Here is a 17244-nt window from a genome sequence, read left to right on the forward strand (position 1 = left end):
GGCCGGTGGTTTCTGAGAAAACCACCGGCCTTTTTGTGCCTGGTCTTTCCTGTCTGGGCGGGTCAGGCCGACGGGATCGGCCGGTTGTCCTGAACCCGGAACAGGTTCACCTTGCGGCGTTCCTCCTGCGGGGTGACGCCGAAGCTTTCGCGGTAGTGCTGCGACAAGGTGGAGGAAGTGGCGTAGCCCACCGCATTGGCGATCGAGGTGATCGAGTCGCGCGAATACATCACCAGCTGGCGCGCTGCGTTCATCCGCAGGGTGCGGTAATAGATTGCCGGGCTCTGGCCGGTGGCGGCCTTGAAGCTGCGCTCCAGCTGGCGCGGCGAGACGCCGATCTCGCTGGCCGCATCGCGGATCGACACCGGATGTTCCAGGTTGTCGGCAAACAGCTCCACCGCCTTGGCCACCGGCGGCGGCAGGCTGTCGGCGGTGCTGTCGGTCTTGAACGCCGGGGTCTTCTGGCGCACGCCCTCGGCCCGGACCATCGGGTGCTGGAACCAGCAGGCGACCTCTGTCATCACGGCGTCGCCCATGGCGCGCTCGATCAATTTCAGTGACAGGTCGAACATCGCCGCGGCGCCGCTGGCGGTGAACCGGCGGCGGTCCAGCACGATCACGTCGTCGACGGTGGCGAGGGACGGGAATTCTGCAGTGAAGGCAGCCTTGTAGCACCAGTGGACCGAGCAGCTGTGCCCGTCCAGCAGGCCGGAGCGGGCCAGCGGGAACACGCCGCCGGAGACCGCGCCCATGGTGGTGCCGTGCCGGGCCAGATGGCGCAGCTTGCCGTTGGAGGCCTTGGGGTCGTCGAATTTGCCCTGCGGGCTGGACAGCAGGAACAGGGTGTCGATGCCGTCGGCCTCATCCAGGGCGCAGTCGGGCTGGAACGCCACATTGGCGGAGGCGTTGACGCTGTTGCCGGTCTCGGACACCAGTTTCCATCGGAAAGTTTCAGAGCCGGCAATTTCATTTGCCGCGCGCAGGGGTTCGATGGCCGAGGTCAGGCAGGCCATTGGAAAGCCGGGAAAAATCAGAAAGCCGAGTGTCATGGTGTTATCGCGCTGCATGGGGTGAATTATAGCTTGCGAAGAGAGATTCGCACAGCGGCGAAGGGGTGCCTGCGCCGTACAGGAAGGGGAAAACGGCGCAGGCGTATCTGCTTAGTTCTGCAGATATGCTTCCAGCGAGTCGTCCAGTGCGTCCTTCCACGGGGTGTGGTGCACAGGGGCCATGGTGCCGGTGATCACTGATTTGTAGGAGTTGTTACGGAAGGCCATGATGTCCTTGGCCTTGTGCCCCTTCCATTCATAAAAGGCCTGGCAGGCACCGGCCACGTCGAAGGTCGGGTAGTCGGTCTCCTCGATCAGTTCCAGCACGTAGTCGCCCTGGTACTTGATCGCGTATTTGACGTCGTCCGAGGCTTCCTCGCGCGCTTCGCGCTCCTTCACGTCGGCCAGAAGGGCCTCCTTGTCCGCCGGGATCTCGATCTTGCCCATGATCGCGTCGCGGACCCACCAGGCCTGGGCGTCGAACATGTTGAAGGTGAACCACTGGTCCTGCATGCCCAGGTAGAACATCTTGGGGTTATGCGCGTAGACCACGCCCTTGTAGAGGTCGGCGGTGGCCAGGCGGTTGGCGGTCTTCAGGCGCAGGTCGTCCGGCAGGAAGTTGAAGAAGTGCTTGTAGCCGGTGCAGAGGATGATCGCGTCGACCTCTTTCTGGGTGCCGTCCACGAAGGTGGCGGTATTGCCGGTGACCGATTCCAGCGCCGGAACCTCGTCCCAGTTGTCCGGCCATTTGAAGCCCATAGGTGCCGAGCGGTAGGAGGTGGTGATCGACTTGGCGCCGTATTTCCAGCATTGGGAGCCGATGTCTTCGGCCGAGTAGGAGGAGCCGAGAAGCAGGATGTCCTTGCCGGCAAATTCGCGGGCATCGCGGAAGTCATGGGCGTGCAGCACGCGGCCGTTGAAGGTGTCGAAACCCGGGTAATAGGGCACGTTCGGGGTCGAGAAGTGGCCCGAGGCGCAGATCACGTGGTCGAAGTCTTCCTTGTAGGTGCTGTCCTGGGTGTGGTCATGCACGGTGACGGTGAAGTTGCCCTTGTCCTCGTTGTATTCGACCCAGCGGATCGGGGAGTTGAAGCGGATCCACTTGCGCACATCTGCCTTCTTCACCCGGCCCTCGATGTAGTCGAACAGCACGGCGCGCGGCGGGTAGGAGGCGATCTGCTTGCCGAAATGCTCCTCGAACGAGTAGTCGGCGAACTCCAGGCCCTCCTTGGGTCCGTTCGACCACAGGTAGCGGTACATCGAGCAGTGCACCGGTTCGCCGTTTTCGTCCAGGCCGGTGCGCCAAGTGTAATTCCACAGGCCGCCCCAGTCGTCCTGCTTTTCGAAGCAGACGATTTCCGGGATCTCCTCGCCCTTTTGGGCCGCGGACTGGAAGGCGCGCAGCTGGGCCAGGCCGGAGGGGCCTGCGCCGATGATGGCAATACGTTTCTTGGTCATCTGGTTCTCCCGTTGGTTCGGACCAATATTCTAATTTGGATCATTTGGTCTGGTCCAATTAGGTCCAAACTTGCGCCAATAAGTCAACATTTTTTCACATGCGGAATGTTTTTGGGCGCAATTGGACTGGAAGCGCGTTGTTTTACTGGTAGGATTCCAAACATGAAGACGACCAGTTTTGTGCACCAGTTGACCGCCCGCGCGGCGTTGCCCCGGCTGTCCGTGGGGATGGCAGAATCAGTGAATATCGGATTCCTCGGCCCGCTTTCGGGCCGGGTGGAGAGCTGGGGGCTGCCCGGATTGAACGGCTGCCGGATCTGGGAGGACGGGCTGAACCAGGCCGGCGGGGTGCTGATCGGCGGCCGCCGCTACCCGATCCGGATCCACTCATACGATTGCGGCTACGACCCGGAACGCGCGCTGGAGGGCGCGGTTGAACTGGTTCAGCAGCACAACGTCAAGCTGATGCTGATGCTGGGCGGGGACACGTTTGCGCCGGTGCGCGATTTCCTGATGCGCAACAAGGTGCTGACGTCGACCCTGCTGCCGACCGACCTGTCGCCGGACACGCCCTATCTGATCGCGCCCAGCGAGGCGCACCCGATCCAGAACGTGACCGGGGTGGCCTGGCTGGCGGAAACCCGGCCGGAGCTGAAAACCGTCGCCCTGTGCAGCCAGGCCGATCTGCTGGGGCTGCCCGCACAAGCGGTCTACCGGGCGGCGTTCAAGGCGGCGGACAAGCAGATCCTGCGGGAAGTGCAGTATGATCCCGGCGCCAGCGACCCGGCGCCGGTGGTGGATCCGATGCTGGAAAGCGGCGCCGATATCCTGTGCTGGTGCTCGTCTTATGCGCCGATGGTGCATGCGATGACCGAATATGCCCACACAAAGGGCTTCACAGGGCAGATCATCAGCTGCACCATGGACGGCTATGACCGGCTGGTGGAGCGGACATCCCCCGAATTCATGGAAGGGGTGGTGTTCCAGTTCCCCGATTTCGATGACCCGCTGCTGCGGGAGAAGGCGTTTTTCTTTAACCGCCCGCATGAGTTCTATGAGGAATACAACCGCCGTTTCCCGGGCAGCTGGTCGGCGGTGAGCTGGGAGTATGTGGCGATCCTGGACATCTGGCACAGCGCGGTGGAGAAGGCGGGGTCGGTTGCGCCGCCATCGGTGCTGGCGGCGATGAAGCAGCTGGGCCATGTCACCCATGCCTTCGGCCACGCGGAATGGTGGGGTGAGGATATCTTCGGCATTTCCAATGCCTTGGTCGGCGACTGGCCGGTGGTGACGATCCGGGAAGGCAAGGCGCGGATCGCTGCGTTCAAGTCGATTCCGGCCTGGCTGGCGCAGCATTCCGGCCTGCTGAAATCGGAAATGGAAACGCTGGGGCAGCTGTGGCATCAGCGGCTGGAGAGCGGCGCGCCGGGCAGCGAGGTCAGCTCGCGCGCGGTGGAGGGCTGAGGCGGCTCAGACCTCCTGCAGCAGCAGTTTCTGCTCGTCGATCAGATGCAGCTTGATGAACTCGACCGCGGATTCCACATCGCGCGAGGCGATGGCGTTGAACAGCGTGTTGTAGCGCTTCTGGTAGTCCTGAATCCGCTGCGGCGTCAGGTGGCGGCGGCGCAGCGCAGTGCGGTAGGACAGGCGGCAGGCCTCGATCGTCAGCTCGTAGCAGGAGTGCAGCAGCGGGTTGCCGGTGCCCTCGGCGATCTTGCGGTAGAGATCCTCCTCGGCCTCGATGAATTCGACGGGGTCGGTGCGCACGGCCTCCACCCGGGACAGGATCTGGTCCAGCTCCTCGATCTGGCGCGGGGTCATGTTGATCACCGCCAGGCGCACCAGTTCCGGCTCCAGAATGCCGCGCACCACCAGGTGGTCGAGCGGAGAAACCTCATTGGCCAGCGAGCTGTAGGAGGAGGTTTCCGGCTTGGGGCCGGAGCGGAATTTCACAAAGCTGCCGGACCCTGCGCGGCGCTGGATCACGTTCTGGCCGGCCAGCACGTCCAGCGCTTCGCGCACGGTGTTGCGGGCGACCCCGAGCTCGGACGCCAGCGTGCGTTCCGAGGGCAGACGGGTGTCCACCGGGTAGGTGCCGGATTTGATCCGGGCAAACAGCGTGTCGATCACCACCTGCACGGTGGCGCCGACGGAATGGGTGGTCAGGATCTGCGAGGTGGTTTCTTCCGCTGAGCTCATGGTCTGTCTTTTTCCGGGCCGTATGAGCGGGAAACCCTGCTCCTGAGTGCTGTGGCAAGGCTGCATTTGCCGGTTCTGGCGGCGGCTTTGCAGGTGCCCTTCACAGCGGTGACTGACCCTCAGACTAGCGGTTCCAGTGCCGGTCAGCAAGGACGGGTGCGCAAATTGGTTCTATGCCGCGGTGATTGCGCGTGTTCTGGAGGTTCGCCGTAGCTCCCTGTTTTTGCGCCATTTTAAGCTTTCTCGCCGGTGCTTGCCGTGGCGGCTCCTGAAATTGGTGCCTTTTTGGTCCAGAGGTGGCAAGCGTATGCCCGGGCCGGGTGTCCGTTGGCGGCGCCGGCGTGTTCCGGCTGGGCTGATCTGCGTGTCGCGCCGGCACTGGAAGCGGGCCGCAGGGCGCGCTGCCGCCTGCACGCGGGCGGGGCGCAGCGCCGCGGTAACATTTTTCTTTCCTCAGGCGGTAAGGGGTTGGGAAAAATGAGTAATGACAGTAAAATAATATTCGCACCATTCCTCGCGTCCGGGAAAGTTTTTACATATCGGCTGCTGCGCGCTTGTCAGAGGCCATCCATAAGGAAGATAACACAGTGGCTAAACTCAAAGATGATAGTGACGCAGTGGCAAATAACCTCTCCCAAGACCCGCACCGGGTCCGCGACGGTGCAGAAAAAGTTCTGGAAGTGGCGATCGGCCGCGAGGTGCGGTCGTTCCGGCGGCAGCAGGGAATCACGGTGGCGGATCTCGCCAATCTGACGGGGCTGTCGATCGGCATGCTGTCGAAGATCGAGAACGGCAATACCTCGCCGTCGCTGACGACGCTGCAGCTGCTGGCCAATGCGCTGAGCGTGCCGATCACGTCTTTTTTCCGGCGGTTCGAGGAAAGCCGCGAGGCGGTGCATACCAAGTCCGGCGAAGGTGCTGAGACTGAGCGCGCGGGCACGCGGGCAGGCCACCAGTACCAGCTGCTGGGGCATCTTGGCGCCAATGCGTCCGGCGTGATGGTGGAGCCTTACATGATCACCCTGACCGAGGAGTCGGATGTTTTTCCGACCTTCCAGCACGACGGGGTGGAAATGCTTTACATGCTGGAAGGCGAGGTGGATTACCGCCATGGCGACACGGTTTATCCGCTGAAGCCGGGGGATACGCTGTTCTTTGATGCCGATGCGCCGCACGGGCCGGAAAGCCTGGTCAAACTGCCAGCGCGCTACCTGTCGATCATTTCCTACCCGCAATCGAGCTGACGCGCGGCGGGAGTGCTCCCGCTGGTTCCGCGGCATCTGAAGATGCCCCTGCACCGTTGGGCGTGGCGCCGCGCGATGCGCGGCGCTGTTGCGTTGAGCTGTGCGCTTTTGCCGTCTGCCGCCCGCAGCGCGCAGCGCGCAAGGCTGCGCAGAGGCAGGCAGCGCCTGCGGCCTGAAGGGGGGCGGTTTGCAGCCAGCGCAAAAAAAAAGAAACTGCCGGAGCCAGGGGCAACGGCAGTCAGTGAAGCGGGCCTAAGTGACAGGGGGTAGGGACGGCCCGCGAGTCCGCTCGGGATCAATCGTCGTCGGGCCAGATGCCATCCGAGGTCGGGCTGCCATCGTCAAACTGCGACAGCCATTCCACCATCAGCGGGCGGTTGTCGATGAAGCCCTTGTAGGTTGCCAGCTCCTCCGGCAGGTCGCGGATCACCCGGTGCAGGCGGCGCGCCCATTTCGGCACTGTCACCAGATCGTTGAAGCTGATCAGGTAGCAGCGGATCGGGAACACCAGCGCGTTGGAGCGCGGCAGGCGGAAGAAGGTCTGCAGTTCGACCCGCAGGTGCTGTTTCTCGCCGATGTTCTCCATCGTCAGCCCCTGCTTCATCACGCCCCATTTGTGGTAGTTCTCGGGGGAGGTATCGAGCAGCGGGTTGACTGTCATCGTCCAGTTCAGGCGGCGGGCGGGCTGGCCCTGCTGGATGTTCAGCAGGAACTTCAGGGCGCGCACGAAGATGCCCATCTCATGCGCCTTCGGCACCGGCGCGTGCCATTCGAAGAAGTTCATGCCGATGTCGAAATCCAGCGACCAGTCGGCCTGGGTGGTGACCATGCCGGCATCCATCCACAGGTTGTCGTCGCGCTGGTCCAGCACCGCAAAGTCGCCCTGGGTCTGACGGGTGATGTATTCCATCGGGCCGTAGGGCAGGGTGCTTTCATCGAGGAAGGTGAAGGTGTCGTCGATGCCCAGCGGCTTGTTGATCCAGCGCCAGCGGTTGCCGTCCTTGTGCAGTTCGAACAGGTCCGGATATTCGGCCGCCTTGGCCTCCATGATCAGCTCGACCAAGTCCCAGCCCGCCAGCGTCATATGCGGCAGCGACTGGCAGCGCAGCGGATCATTGGCCAGCACCCGGGCGCGGTCCTTCATTTCCGAGACATAGTGCTCGTCCACGTCAAAAGTGCGTTCGAACACCGAGCCGGGGCGGTAGGATTTGTGCGGCTCCATGTTCACCGAGTACATGTAGCTGTCTTCGTGGAACGGGAAAGGGAAGCGTTTGATTGCCCAGTCCGAGTTCTTGAAGGTGAAGTCGCCGTAGAAGGTTTCGTCGTTGAATTGAATGGTCATCTTTCTCTCCCTCAGCGGTCCAGAACCAGTGTCTTGCCTTCAAAGCGCGACACGCAGGGCATGATGTGCTTGCCGCCGGCCTTTTGTTCATCCGTCAGCCAGTGGTCGTAGTGCAGGAACTTGCCGTCATAACCGATGACATTGGTCTCGCACTGGCCGCAGGCGCCACCGCGGCAGAGGTAGGGGGCGTCGATGCCGGCCGCTTCCAGCGCTTCCAGCAGCGACTGATGCTCGCCGACCTGGACGATCTTGTTGGAGACCGCGCATTTCACCTCGAACGGCTTCCCGGAGGCCGGTGCCAGGAATTCCTCGGAATGCACCGCCTCGCGCGGCCAGCCCATTTCCTCCGCAGTGCCGTGCACCCAGTTGATCATGCCCTTTGGGCCGCAAACGTAGACGTGGGTGCCTAGCGGCTGGTTGGCGAGCAGGGTTTTGAGGTCGATCGCCTCTTTCTGGTCGTCATGGTAGACGTGCACCCTGCCCGGGTAGTGTTCGGTCAGTTCCTTGGCATAGGTGCCGAGCGAGGCGGTGCGGACCGAGTAGTGCAGCTCGAAATGGCCGCCCATCATGGAAAGCTGATGCATCTGCGCCATGAAGGGGGTGATGCCGATGCCGCCGGCCAGCATCAGGTGCTTCTTGGCGCGCAGGTCCAGGGAGAACAGGTTCACCGGATTGGAGATCACCATCTCCATGCCCTCTTTCACCTGGGTGTGCATGAACTTGGAGCCGCCGCGGCCCTGGTCGTCGCGCCGCACCGAGATGGTATAGGCACCGCGGTCGGCCGGGTTGGACATCAGGGAATAGGCGTTGAGCCGGGTGATATCGCCGTCCTGCATTTCGACCACGGTATGCGCCCCGCCCGAGAAGGTGGGCAGGCTGCCGCCGCCGGTGCGGACGAATTTGAACCGGGTGACCAGGTCGTTGATCGGTTTGACCTCGGCCACGGTGACATTCAGTTTTGCGGTGCCAGCACTCATTTGAACAGCTCCACTTTCTCGGGGATGTTGCCCGGATCCTCGGCATCCACCCGCACGCCCTGGAAGGCCGCGAGGCGGCGCGAATAGTGATCGCGCACGAACAGGCTGAGGCCGCAGTGGCTGCATTCGAACGGGTCGGTGGTGACGTCCTCGGTGATGCCCTTGCAGTGCACGCATTGCATGCGCCGCGCGGTGGAGCCGCGGTGTTCGGTCTGGATCGCGGTATGCGGGATGCCAGCCGCGGTGGCCTCGGCCATGGCCTGGCCCATCAGGCTCTCGGTGCCGGTCAGGTAGACCTGAGTGCCCATGTGGCAGTCCTGCAGGGCGCGGCGGATCCGGCTTTGCGAGGCTTCATAGGAAGGGCCTGCGTAGAACTGGCCGGCACCCAGTTCTTCCAGCTGGCTGCTGTATTTGGTGCCGGTTTTCTTGGGGATGTAGATGATATGGGCCTTGGCCCAGAAATCCTCGTCCGTGGATTTGGCCAGATCGAGGATCGCCTCGGCGCCTTCGGCATCGGCGATCATCAGGTGGCCGCTGCCGGAGCGGGCCTCCAGCTCGCCGTATACAGGGCGGCTTTTGATAGAAGGGGGGAATTCGGTCTTAGACATGTGGGTCGCTTTTCCTGCAGTCCGGGTGAACGAAAGCGGGCGCCCCCCGGGATGGGGACGCCCGGGATCCGGATCAGCCCTTTGCGGTGCGGATCGATTTGTCCTTGTCGTAGAAGGGCATCTCTTCGGCGGTGGCGGCAATCTCGGTGCCGTCGCCGTTGCGGACGGTCAGCTTGGTGCCAGGCTTGGCGCAGGCGACCGGCATCCGGGCGATGCCCACGTTGTGGTTGTTCACCTCCGAATACATGCCGTAGGTGACCACGCCGACCTTTTCGCCGTTCTGCAGCAGGTCCGCGCCTTCGTCCGCGGGGATCTTGCCTTCCAGCATGACGCCGTAGATCTTGAACCGCTCCTTGCCTTCGGCGGCATAGTGGTTTTCGGCGCCGATGAAGCCGGTCTTGCCGGGGGAAACGGTGAACTCAAGGCCCAGTTCCCACAGTGTGTCGCCGCAGGGCTCATCGTCGAACGGGTAGGTCTCGGAGTTGTCGCCCGGATAGAACAGCAGGTAGCTTTCGGTGCGCAGCAGGTCGAGGGTGGAGAACTGCACGGGAACGATGCCCATGCCTTTGCCCTTGTCCAGAATGCTGTCCCAGAGGTGAACCGCGTCCTTGGCCTGGCAGAAGATCTCATAGCCGCGCTCGCCGGTGTAGCCGGTGCGTGAGATCATCACCGGGCAGCCGAACAGCTTGGTCTGAATGATGCCGAAATAGGCAAGATCGCGGATACCGGGCACATATTCGGCCAGAAAGTCCACGGCGACAGGGCCCTGCAGCGACATGTCGTGCAGGTTGTCATCGAACACAACCGAGCAGTTCTTGCCGGCGGCAACGGAGCTGAGCTGCTCCATTCCGGTGCCGGTGCCATGCACAACCATCCAGCTGTTCACTGACAGGCGGTAGATGATGCAGTCGTCCACGAACTTGCCCTGCTCATTCAGGATCGAGGCGTAGGTGGAGCGGCCCGGCATGATCTTTTCGACGTTGCGGGTTGTGACCCGGTCGATGACCTGGGCGGCATGCTCGCCCACGACGTGGACTTTCTTGAGGCCGGACACGTCCATGAGGCCCGCCTTGGTGCGGACCGCCTCGTAGTCGGCTTTGGCGCGCTCGGGGGTGTGGTCATAGAACCAGGCGGTTCCCATGCCGTTCCAATCTTCCAGCTCGCCGCCGATTTCCTTGTGGCGCTGTGCCAGTGCTGAAGTCCGCCAGATGATGGCCATTGTGTGCGTCTCCCTATTGGTGCGGACCAAAATTCTTGATTTGGTTCCTTTGGTCTGGTCCAGTTAGCCAAAGGAGGGGGCGTCATGTCAATGAATATTCCTATCAGGAAAAAGATTTTTCTTAAAAGGCAGATTTCGAACGTGTTTGCGGCATGAACTGGCCTGAAACGGTCTTGCCTGCGAGCTGCTTGGGGTTGCGGCAGCAGCCAGATGACGCGTTTGAGGGGAAGAATCGGCTTGGATCGCGGCGGAAGCTTAAGTGATTCTGCCGCATTTCAGCAGGTCAGCGCCATGTTCAACCGGGCCGTGTTTGCCGGGAGCGGCCTCGAAATGGGTCGCAAACAGCGTGCTAAGCTGTTGGATGTTTGAGGCTTTGGGGCAAGTGGCGGCATCGGCGAAGGTCGCAAAAGCTGCCGTGTATTTCCCCAAAGGTAACAATTTTTCACATGATTATTGACAGCTCGCCCTTCTGGGACACAGTATTTAGGAAAATAATTTTCCCAAGAGGCAAAAAGTCCGGGATACTGCCAACAGGAGGGCAAAACATTGGATGGAAATCTGAACGCGTTAACGACGGTGTTCACCGAGTTCTATTACTGGGTGACCGTTGTCTTCATGTTCCTCATTCACGTGGGGTTCTGCATGTATGAGGTCGGCGCCAGCCGTCACCGCAACCACATGCACACATTGATGAAGAACATCATGATCATTCCGCTGGTCACGGTGACCTTCTTTTTCTTCGGCTGGTGGATCTACTGGTCTTTCCCGAACTTCCCGTTCTTCGGCGGGCTGAATCATGATGCGGGGGCTGCGAACCTGCCGTGGTCGGAAAACATGGGCACCAACCTGTCGGACCGGATCACCGGCGTGTTCTGGGCAGCGTTCCTGCTGTTCTCCTGGACCGCGGCCTCGATCGTGTCCGGTGCAGTCATTGAACGGATCCGCTCGTCCGCTCTTTGGGTGCACGCGGTTATGATCGGCTCGGTGTTCTGGATCATCGATGCGGCCTGGGGCTGGCATGCCGAAGGCTGGATGGTCAAATACCTGGGCTATCACGACGCCTATGCGTCCGGCGTGATCCACGCGATTGCCGGCGGTTACGCGCTGGGCGTCATCATGGTGCTGGGTCCGCGCCTGGGCAAGTTTGCCGCCGACGGCACCCCGCGCGATATCCCGCCGCATAATCCTTGGATGCTGACTATCGGGATCTTCCTGATCTATTCGGGTTTCTGGGGTTTCTACGCAGCCTGCAACATCCCCGCGATTTCGCCTGAGGGCATCGGCGGCCTGTTGACCGGCGAGACCTGGACGGCCACCAATATCTACCTGGCGCCGACCTCACTGTCCGCGATCACCTTCAACTTCCTGATGTCGCTGTCCGGCGGCCTGATGGCGGCCTATGTGGTGTCCAAGGGCGATGCGTTCTGGACCTTCTCCGGCGGTCTGGCCGGGATCATCACCGCCTCTGCGGGCAACGACCTGTACCACCCGATCCAGGCGATGCTGGTGGGCGCGGTTGGTGTCGTGATCGTCTACAATCTGCACTACTGGGTCGAGCGCACCTTCAAGATCGACGATGCGGTGGGTGCGGTTGCGGTGCACGGCTATTCCGGCATCGTGGGCCTGATCATCGCCGGCTTCCTTCTGTGGGGCGCACCGAGCTCGCCGTATGAGGGCTATGCCACTGTCAACCCGGTCGGCCAGACCATCGGTGCGGTGATCATGTTCTTCGTGCTCGGCTTCCTGCCTGCCTTTGTGATTTCCAAGATCCAGGCGGCGATGGGGGTTCTACGCATCCCGGTTGAGGTCGAGCTGCAAGGTCTCGATTACGCCGAACACCATGCCTACGAAGATGCCAAAGCTGAAATCATCGCTGCTGACAAGGCTGCGCTGAATGGCGGCGGTGTTCCAGCTGAATAAGGAGAATTGAAATGTCTACGATCGGTTACGACAGCTGGGCGGTGGACCTGGCAGAGGTGGGGGCGGTTTATCCCTTCCAGGGGTCTGAGGGGCTGATGGTGCTCCTGGGAGTGATCTTCTGGATCGGCTGGCACAGGATCCAGTTTGTCCGGGAGGGCGCCCATCTGGAAAAGGCTAAGCGGATGGGAGACAGGGAGAAAATAAATTCCTTGCTGGAAAAATACTGACCCGGACCCCACCAAAGGCGCGCCAGATGGCGCGCCTTTTCTTCCCTTCACAGGAAAATAAGTTTCACAAGAGTTGAATGGTTGAGCGCAAACTGCTAGCGTTGATTCGAGATGAAAACCAGGAGGCACACCCATGTGCGGGATTGTCGGTCTTTTTATTAAAGACAAATCACTTGAGCCGAAGCTGGGCGATATGCTCACCGATATGCTCATCACCATGACGGACCGCGGTCCGGACAGCGCCGGCATTGCGATCTATGGATCGGAAGCGGAAGGGCGCACCAAGCTCACCGTTCAGTCGGATGCGCCGGAGGCGGCCTTTGACGGGCTGGATGGCGCCCTGGCGGAAGCGCTGAGCAGTGATGTGTCGATCCGGGTGATCGACACCCACGCGGTTCTCGACCTGCCTGCGGGCAAGGCGGAAGAAGCCCGCAGCGCGCTGGCTGAACTGCGCCCCGGCATGCGCGTCATGAGCGCGGGCGACACCATCGAGATCTACAAGGAAGTGGGTCTGCCCGAGAAGGTTGCCGAGCGTTTCAATCTGCGCGGCATGAGCGGCAGCCACGGCATCGGCCACACCCGCATGGCCACCGAATCCGCCGTGACCACCGAAGGCGCGCACCCGTTCTCCACCGGTCTGGACCAGTGCCTGGTGCATAACGGCTCGCTGTCCAACCACAACGCGCTGCGCCGCAAGCTGCGGCGCGAGGGCGTGCGGATCGAAAGCCAGAATGACACCGAAGTCGGCGCGGCCTATCTGACCTGGAAGATGCAAAACGGCGCCAGCCTGGGCGAGGCGCTGGAGGGCACCCTCGAGGACCTGGACGGCTTCTTCAACTTCGTTGTGGGCACCAAGGACGGCTTTGGCGTGGTCCGCGACCCGATCGCCTGCAAGCCGGCCGTGATGGCGGAAACCGACCAGTATGTGGCCTTCGGCAGCGAATACCGCGCGCTGGTGAACCTGCCGGGCATCGAAGACGCCCGCGTCTGGGAGCCCGAACCCGCAACCGTTTACTTCTGGAACCACTAAGATGCAGACATACGACCTTGAAGCAAATGGCCTACGCGGTCTGAATTCGGCCCTGCAGGAACTGAACGGCAGCTCCAACAAGACTGCCTGGGAAATCGTCAACCCCAAGGGCAGTCATGCGATTGCCGTAGGATTGAATGCACCCATCGATGTAACCATCAACGGCTCCACCGGCTACTACTGCGCCGGCATGAACCAGCAGGCAACCGTGACGGTCAAAGGCTCAGTTGGCCCGGGTGTGGCGGAAAACATGATGTCCGGCACCGTGATCGTCGAAGGTGACGCCAGCCAGTATGCCGGGGCCACAGGCCAGGGCGGCCTGCTGGTGATCAAGGGCAATGCCTCGTCGCGCTGCGGCATCTCGATGAAGGGCATCGACATCGTCGTGCACGGCAACATCGGCCATATGTGCGCCTTCATGGGGCAGGCCGGCAACCTGGTGGTGCTGGGCGATGCCGGGGATGCGCTGGGCGACAGCTGCTACGAGGCGCGCTTCTTCGTGCGCGGCTCGGTCAAGAGCCTGGGCGCCGACTGCATTGAGAAGGAGATGCGGCCGGAGCACATCGAGATCCTGAAGGATCTGCTGGCCCGCGCCGGCGCAGATGCCAAGCCGGAGGAGTTCAAGCGCTACGGCTCCGCCCGCAAGCTTTACAACTTCGACGTCGACAACGCGCAAGCGTACTAAGGACAGGGATCTAAGACATGGACAACACGAACATCCCCCGTACGGTCCCGATCCAGTCGGCGACTTTCTCCAACCCGATCAACGCGGAAATCCGCCGCGCGGCTGCCTCCGGGATTTATGACATCCGCGGCGGCGGCGCCAAGCGCAAGGTGCCGCACTTCGATGACCTGCTGTTCCTCGGCGCCTCGATCTCGCGCTACCCGCTGGAGGGCTACCGCGAGAAATGCGACACCAAGGTGACGCTGGGCACCCGCTTTGCCAAGAAGCCGATTGAGCTGGACATCCCGATCACCATCGCCGGCATGAGCTTTGGCGCGCTGTCGGGCCCAGCGAAGGAGGCCCTGGGCCGCGGCGCATCCGCTGCCGGCACCTCGACCACCACCGGCGACGGCGGCATGACCCCGGAAGAGCGCGGCCATTCCACCAAGCTGGTCTACCAGTATCTGCCGTCCCGCTACGGCATGAACCCGGATGACCTGCGCAAGGCGGACGCCATCGAAGTCGTGGTCGGCCAGGGCGCCAAACCAGGCGGCGGCGGCATGCTGCTGGGCCAGAAGATTTCCGACCGGGTCGCGCAGATGCGCTGCCTGCCCAAGGGGATCGACCAGCGTTCCGCTTGCCGTCACCCTGACTGGACCGGTCCGGACGATCTGGAGATCAAGATCCTGGAGCTGCGCGAAATCACCGATTGGCAGGTGCCGATCTATGTGAAGGTCGGCGGCACCCGCCCCTACTATGACACTGCGCTGGCGGTGAAAGCGGGTGCGGATGTGGTGGTTCTGGACGGCATGCAGGGCGGCACCGCTGCCACTCAGGACGTGTTCATCGAACATGTCGGCCTGCCGACCCTGGCCTGTATCCGCCCTGCTGTGCAGGCGCTGCAGGACTTGGGTGTGCACCGCGAAGTGCAACTGGTAGTCTCTGGCGGCATCCGCACCGGCGCTGACGTTGCGAAGGCGCTGGCGCTGGGCGCGGACGCGGTGGCCATCGGCACCGCGGCGCTGATCGCTCTGGGAGACAATGACCCGAAATGGGAAAGCGAGTACCAGAAGCTGGGCACCACCACCGGTGCCTATGACGACTGGCACGAGGGCAAGGACCCGGCCGGCATCACCACCCAGGACGCCGAGCTGATGAAGCGCCTCGATCCCATTGATGCGGGCCGCCGCTTGCGTAACTATCTCAAGGTGATGACGCTGGAGGCGCAGACCATTGCCCGCGCCTGCGGCCACAACCACCTGCACAACCTCGAGCCCGAGGATCTGTGCGCCCTGACCATGGAGGCTGCCGCCATGGCGCGGGTGCCGCTGGCCGGGACCGACTGGTACCCGGGCAAAGCAGGGTTCTGATGATTGGCGGGGCGCGGCCGGCAACGGTCCGCGCCCCATTCTCGAAATACGTTCAACAGGGAAAGGAAGTAGGACCATGACGACTGATCTGGCTGCTTTCGCAAAAGAAAAAGGCGTCAAGTACTTCATGATCTCCTTCACCGACTTGTTCGGTGGCCAGCGCGCCAAACTGGTGCCGGCAGAGGCGATCGCGGACATGCAGGAAGACGGGGCAGGCTTTGCCGGTTTCGCCACCTGGCTCGACCTCACCCCGGCGCACCCGGACATGCTGGCGGTGCCGGATCCGTCCTCGGTGATCCAGCTGCCGTGGAAGCCGGAAGTCGCCTGGGTGGCGGCCAACTGCGTGATGGGAGGCGAGGATCTGGCCCAAGCGCCGCGCAATGTGCTGCGCCGCTTGATCAAGGAGGCCGCCGACGAGGGCCTGCATGTGAAGACCGGCATCGAGGCCGAGTTCTTCCTGCTGACCCCGGACGGAGAGGAGATCTCCGACGCGTTCGATACAGCCGAGAAACCCTGCTATGATCAGCAGGCGATGATGCGCCGCTACGATGTGATCCGCGAGATCTGCGATTACATGCTGGAGCTGGGCTGGGGGCCCTACCAGAACGACCACGAGGACGCCAACGGCCAGTGGGAGATGAACTGGAATTTCGACGACGCCCTGGCGACCGCCGACAAGCACAGCTTCTTCAAGTTCATGGCGAAATCGGTGGCAGAGAAGCATGGCTTCCGCGCCACCTTCATGCCCAAGCCCGTCGAGGGGCTCACCGGTAACGGCTGCCATGCGCATATCTCGGTCTGGGACGCGCCGGGCAAAGATGCCCGCGTCAACGTCTTTGCGGCGGACAAAGGCGAAGGGCAGATCGCCGAGCTGGGCCTGTCCCAGCAGGGCGGCTACTTCCTGGGCGGCATCATGAAACATGCCTCTGCCCTGGCTGCGATCACCAACCCGACGGTGAACTCCTACAAGCGCATCAATGCGCCGCGCACCATGTCCGGGGCGACCTGGGCGCCGAACACCGTGACCTGGACCGGCAACAACCGCACCCACATGGTGCGTGTCCCCGGCCCCGGCCGGTTCGAGCTGCGGCTGCCGGACGGGGCGGTGAACCCCTACCTGCTGCAGGCGGTGATCATTGCTGCAGGCCTGTCGGGCGTCCGCTCCAAGGCCGATCCCGGCCCGCGCCACGACATCGACATGTATGCCGAGGGCCACAAGATCACCGACGCGCCGAAGCTGCCGCTCAACATGCTGGATGCGCTGCGTTTCTACGACAAGGACGACGGGCTGAAGTCGATGATGGGCGAGGAGTTCTCCAGCGCCTATCTGAAGATGAAGCAGCAGGAATGGAACTCCTTCGTGAACCACTTCTCCCGCTGGGAGAAGGACAACACGCTGGATATCTAGGCACTGATTCCCCCTGTCCGGCCTGCGGGCCGGACCCTGCGCGGCCCGGGCTCTGCCCGGGCCCCTTTTGTTTGCGTCAGCGCCTGCCGCATATGCGCCGTGTTCACCCGGGGTGAAATTCCGCCTGTTTCCTATCGGCGGCGGAAATGCGGAAAATGACCGGTTTTGCACAGAAAATAGGGCGGGAAGATATTGACGGTCAGGAAAATAAATTGAGTAATAGGAATATATCTTGCCTCGCAATCAACATTTGCCGCGGGGAGTGAACCGGAACAGACAGCAGCAGGAACCTTGCCATGAGCTACAAGAGTGACATCGAGATTGCGCGTGAGGCGCAGAAGAAGCCGATCCAGGAGATTGGCGCGAAGATCGGGATTTCCAGCGATGACCTGCTGCCCTACGGGCATGACAAGGCGAAGGTGAGCCAGGGGTTCATCGACTCGGTGCAGTCGAAGGAGGACGGCAAGCTGATCCTGGTGACCGCGATCAACCCGACGCCGGCGGGCGAAGGCAAGACCACCACCACCGT

General features: G+C 62.3%; 16 protein-coding genes. 9 read left to right on the forward strand and 7 right to left on the reverse strand.

The window, feature by feature from the left end:
• Positions 1-62 precede the first annotated feature (62 nt).
• Together GKC28_RS20005 and GKC28_RS20010 are read right to left on the reverse strand one after the other, a co-directional pair.
• Positions 63-1067, reverse strand: a complete 1005-nt coding sequence (locus GKC28_RS20005; protein ID WP_174148764.1) for a GlxA family transcriptional regulator — start codon at positions 1065-1067, stop codon at positions 63-65.
• A 93-nt stretch (positions 1068-1160) separates the two neighbouring features.
• Entirely contained in the window at positions 1161-2507 is a 1347-nt protein-coding gene (locus GKC28_RS20010; RefSeq protein WP_174148765.1) for an NAD(P)-binding domain-containing protein, read from the reverse strand.
• A gap of 162 nt (positions 2508-2669) precedes the next feature.
• On the opposite strand from GKC28_RS20010, the gene GKC28_RS20015 reads away from it, so the two are divergent.
• A complete protein-coding gene (locus GKC28_RS20015; RefSeq protein ID WP_174148766.1) occupies positions 2670-3971 on the forward strand; it encodes an ABC transporter substrate-binding protein in 1302 nt (433 codons plus the stop codon).
• Between the two features lie 6 nt (positions 3972-3977).
• On the opposite strand, the gene GKC28_RS20020 is transcribed toward GKC28_RS20015, so the two are convergent.
• A complete protein-coding gene (locus GKC28_RS20020) occupies positions 3978-4706 on the reverse strand; it encodes a FadR/GntR family transcriptional regulator (protein WP_174148767.1) in 729 nt (242 codons plus the stop codon).
• 587 nt (positions 4707-5293) lie between these two features.
• Here GKC28_RS20020 and GKC28_RS20025 point away from each other — a divergent pair.
• Positions 5294-5950 carry an XRE family transcriptional regulator gene (locus tag GKC28_RS20025; protein ID WP_174148768.1) on the forward strand — a complete coding sequence of 219 codons (657 nt, stop codon included), beginning with the start codon at positions 5294-5296 and terminating at the stop codon, positions 5948-5950.
• A gap of 295 nt (positions 5951-6245) precedes the next feature.
• Here the strand turns inward: GKC28_RS20025 and GKC28_RS20030 are convergent, their stop codons facing one another.
• The 4 genes from GKC28_RS20030 to GKC28_RS20045 form a co-directional block, all read right to left on the reverse strand.
• Entirely contained in the window at positions 6246-7292 is a 1047-nt protein-coding gene (locus tag GKC28_RS20030; RefSeq protein WP_174148769.1) for a DUF3445 domain-containing protein, read from the reverse strand.
• A gap of 11 nt (positions 7293-7303) precedes the next feature.
• A complete protein-coding gene (locus GKC28_RS20035) occupies positions 7304-8269 on the reverse strand; it encodes a PDR/VanB family oxidoreductase (RefSeq protein WP_174148770.1) in 966 nt (321 codons plus the stop codon).
• On the reverse strand, positions 8266-8877 hold the full coding sequence (locus tag GKC28_RS20040) for a dimethylamine monooxygenase subunit DmmA family protein (protein WP_174148771.1): 612 nt from the start codon (positions 8875-8877) through the stop codon (positions 8266-8268). The genes GKC28_RS20035 and GKC28_RS20040 overlap by 4 nt, the downstream gene beginning before the upstream one ends.
• Positions 8878-8950: 73 nt before the next feature.
• Positions 8951-10096 carry an aminomethyltransferase family protein gene (locus GKC28_RS20045; RefSeq protein ID WP_174148772.1) on the reverse strand — a complete coding sequence of 382 codons (1146 nt, stop codon included), beginning with the start codon at positions 10094-10096 and terminating at the stop codon, positions 8951-8953.
• 546 nt (positions 10097-10642) lie between these two features.
• On the opposite strand from GKC28_RS20045, the gene GKC28_RS20050 reads away from it, so the two are divergent.
• The 7 genes from GKC28_RS20050 to GKC28_RS20080 all read left to right on the forward strand — a co-directional run.
• Positions 10643-12016, forward strand: coding sequence for an ammonium transporter (locus GKC28_RS20050; RefSeq protein ID WP_174148773.1), 1374 nt, complete (start codon positions 10643-10645; stop codon positions 12014-12016).
• An 11-nt stretch (positions 12017-12027) separates the two neighbouring features.
• Entirely contained in the window at positions 12028-12243 is a 216-nt protein-coding gene (locus tag GKC28_RS20055) for a hypothetical protein (protein WP_174148774.1), read from the forward strand.
• A 133-nt stretch (positions 12244-12376) separates the two neighbouring features.
• The gene (locus GKC28_RS20060; protein ID WP_174148775.1) at positions 12377-13273 is read left to right on the forward strand and encodes a glutamine amidotransferase family protein; all 897 of its coding nucleotides are present in this window, start codon (positions 12377-12379) and stop codon (positions 13271-13273) included.
• 1 nt (position 13274) lies between these two features.
• On the forward strand, positions 13275-13958 hold the full coding sequence (locus tag GKC28_RS20065) for a GXGXG domain-containing protein (protein ID WP_174148776.1): 684 nt from the start codon (positions 13275-13277) through the stop codon (positions 13956-13958).
• Between the two features lie 17 nt (positions 13959-13975).
• On the forward strand, positions 13976-15307 hold the full coding sequence (locus tag GKC28_RS20070; RefSeq protein ID WP_174148777.1) for an FMN-binding glutamate synthase family protein: 1332 nt from the start codon (positions 13976-13978) through the stop codon (positions 15305-15307).
• A gap of 76 nt (positions 15308-15383) precedes the next feature.
• On the forward strand, positions 15384-16715 hold the full coding sequence (glnT, locus tag GKC28_RS20075) for a type III glutamate--ammonia ligase (protein ID WP_174148778.1): 1332 nt from the start codon (positions 15384-15386) through the stop codon (positions 16713-16715).
• 296 nt (positions 16716-17011) lie between these two features.
• The coding region (locus tag GKC28_RS20080) for a formate--tetrahydrofolate ligase (RefSeq protein ID WP_174147743.1) at positions 17012-17244 on the forward strand (233 nt) is incomplete at its 3' end.

The sequence above is a fragment of the Leisingera sp. ANG59 genome, from assembly GCF_013317235.1.
GTDB lineage: Bacteria > Pseudomonadota > Alphaproteobacteria > Rhodobacterales > Rhodobacteraceae > Leisingera.

Coding starts and splice junctions, on each gene's coding strand:
- GKC28_RS20005 (WP_174148764.1), bottom strand. CDS start 1,067: ATGCAGCGCGATAACACCATGACACTCGGCTTTCTGATTTTTCCCGGC.
- GKC28_RS20010 (WP_174148765.1), bottom strand. CDS start 2,507: ATGACCAAGAAACGTATTGCCATCATCGGCGCAGGCCCCTCCGGCCTG.
- GKC28_RS20015 (WP_174148766.1), top strand. CDS start 2,670: ATGAAGACGACCAGTTTTGTGCACCAGTTGACCGCCCGCGCGGCGTTG.
- GKC28_RS20020 (WP_174148767.1), bottom strand. CDS start 4,706: ATGAGCTCAGCGGAAGAAACCACCTCGCAGATCCTGACCACCCATTCC.
- GKC28_RS20030 (WP_174148769.1), bottom strand. CDS start 7,292: ATGACCATTCAATTCAACGACGAAACCTTCTACGGCGACTTCACCTTC.
- GKC28_RS20035 (WP_174148770.1), bottom strand. CDS start 8,269: ATGAGTGCTGGCACCGCAAAACTGAATGTCACCGTGGCCGAGGTCAAA.
- GKC28_RS20040 (WP_174148771.1), bottom strand. CDS start 8,877: ATGTCTAAGACCGAATTCCCCCCTTCTATCAAAAGCCGCCCTGTATAC.
- GKC28_RS20045 (WP_174148772.1), bottom strand. CDS start 10,096: ATGGCCATCATCTGGCGGACTTCAGCACTGGCACAGCGCCACAAGGAA.
- GKC28_RS20055 (WP_174148774.1), top strand. CDS start 12,028: ATGTCTACGATCGGTTACGACAGCTGGGCGGTGGACCTGGCAGAGGTG.
- GKC28_RS20060 (WP_174148775.1), top strand. CDS start 12,377: ATGTGCGGGATTGTCGGTCTTTTTATTAAAGACAAATCACTTGAGCCG.
- GKC28_RS20065 (WP_174148776.1), top strand. CDS start 13,275: ATGCAGACATACGACCTTGAAGCAAATGGCCTACGCGGTCTGAATTCG.
- GKC28_RS20070 (WP_174148777.1), top strand. CDS start 13,976: ATGGACAACACGAACATCCCCCGTACGGTCCCGATCCAGTCGGCGACT.
- glnT (WP_174148778.1), top strand. CDS start 15,384: ATGACGACTGATCTGGCTGCTTTCGCAAAAGAAAAAGGCGTCAAGTAC.